This is a genomic window from Candidatus Symbiopectobacterium sp. NZEC135 (assembly GCF_025962695.1).
The window spans coordinates 1-799 of the sequence record NZ_JAGFPF010000984.1 but is presented as its reverse complement, the minus strand read 5'-3'; the positions used below and the strand labels follow the sequence as shown (position 1 = coordinate 799).

General features: G+C 55.4%; 1 protein-coding gene. It reads right to left on the bottom strand.

Annotated features, from left to right (window positions below):
- Positions 1-756 (bottom strand): aminotransferase class I/II-fold pyridoxal phosphate-dependent enzyme (locus J5224_RS31910; RefSeq protein WP_264628974.1); only part of this gene is annotated, 756 nt, incomplete at its 3' end.
- Positions 757-799 lie beyond the last annotated feature (43 nt).

Here is a 799-nt window from a genome sequence, read left to right as displayed (position 1 = left end):
GCCGAATGCCTCGGTATAAACCACGCCGTGGTAAGAGGGATCCGGCTCACTCAGCAGCGGGAAGCGCGCCTTGTTGGCAACCCAGTCAAATTTGCCGCTATCGATAATAGCGCCACCAATCGTGGTGCCGTGTCCACCGATATATTTGGTCAGGGAATGCACCACGATATCGGCCCCGTGCTCAAACGGGCGACACAACACTGGCGTTGCCACCGTGTTATCGACAATCACCGGCACGCCGTGGCGGTGGGCGATGGCGGCAATCTGTGCGATATCCACCACGTTGCCCGCCGGATTACCGATGGATTCACAGAATACCGCCTTGGTACGATCGTCAATCAACGCATCAAGCGCAGCAAAATCCTCGGCAGAAAACATACGCACTTCAATCCCCTGACGCGGCAACGTATGCGCAAACAGGTTATAGGTGCCACCGTACAGTTGGCTGGTGCTGACAATATTGTCTCCCACCTGCGTCAGCGCTTGCAGCGCATAGGTGATAGCCGCCATGCCCGAGGCAAGCGCCAACGCACCGATCCCGCCTTCTATCGCCGCCAGACGTTCTTCCAGCACCGCATTGGTGGGGTTCATGATGCGGCTATAGATATTACCCGCCACTTTGAGATCGAACAGGTCAGCACCATGCTGCGTATCATCAAACGTGTAAGAGGTTGTCTGGTAAATCGGTACGGCAGCAGCTTTAGTGGTTGCTTCCGAGGTATAGCCATGGTGTAACACGAGGGATTCCAGTTTCATCGCGCAGACCTTTCTATGCGTGTGGATGGTAGGTATCTTCCTA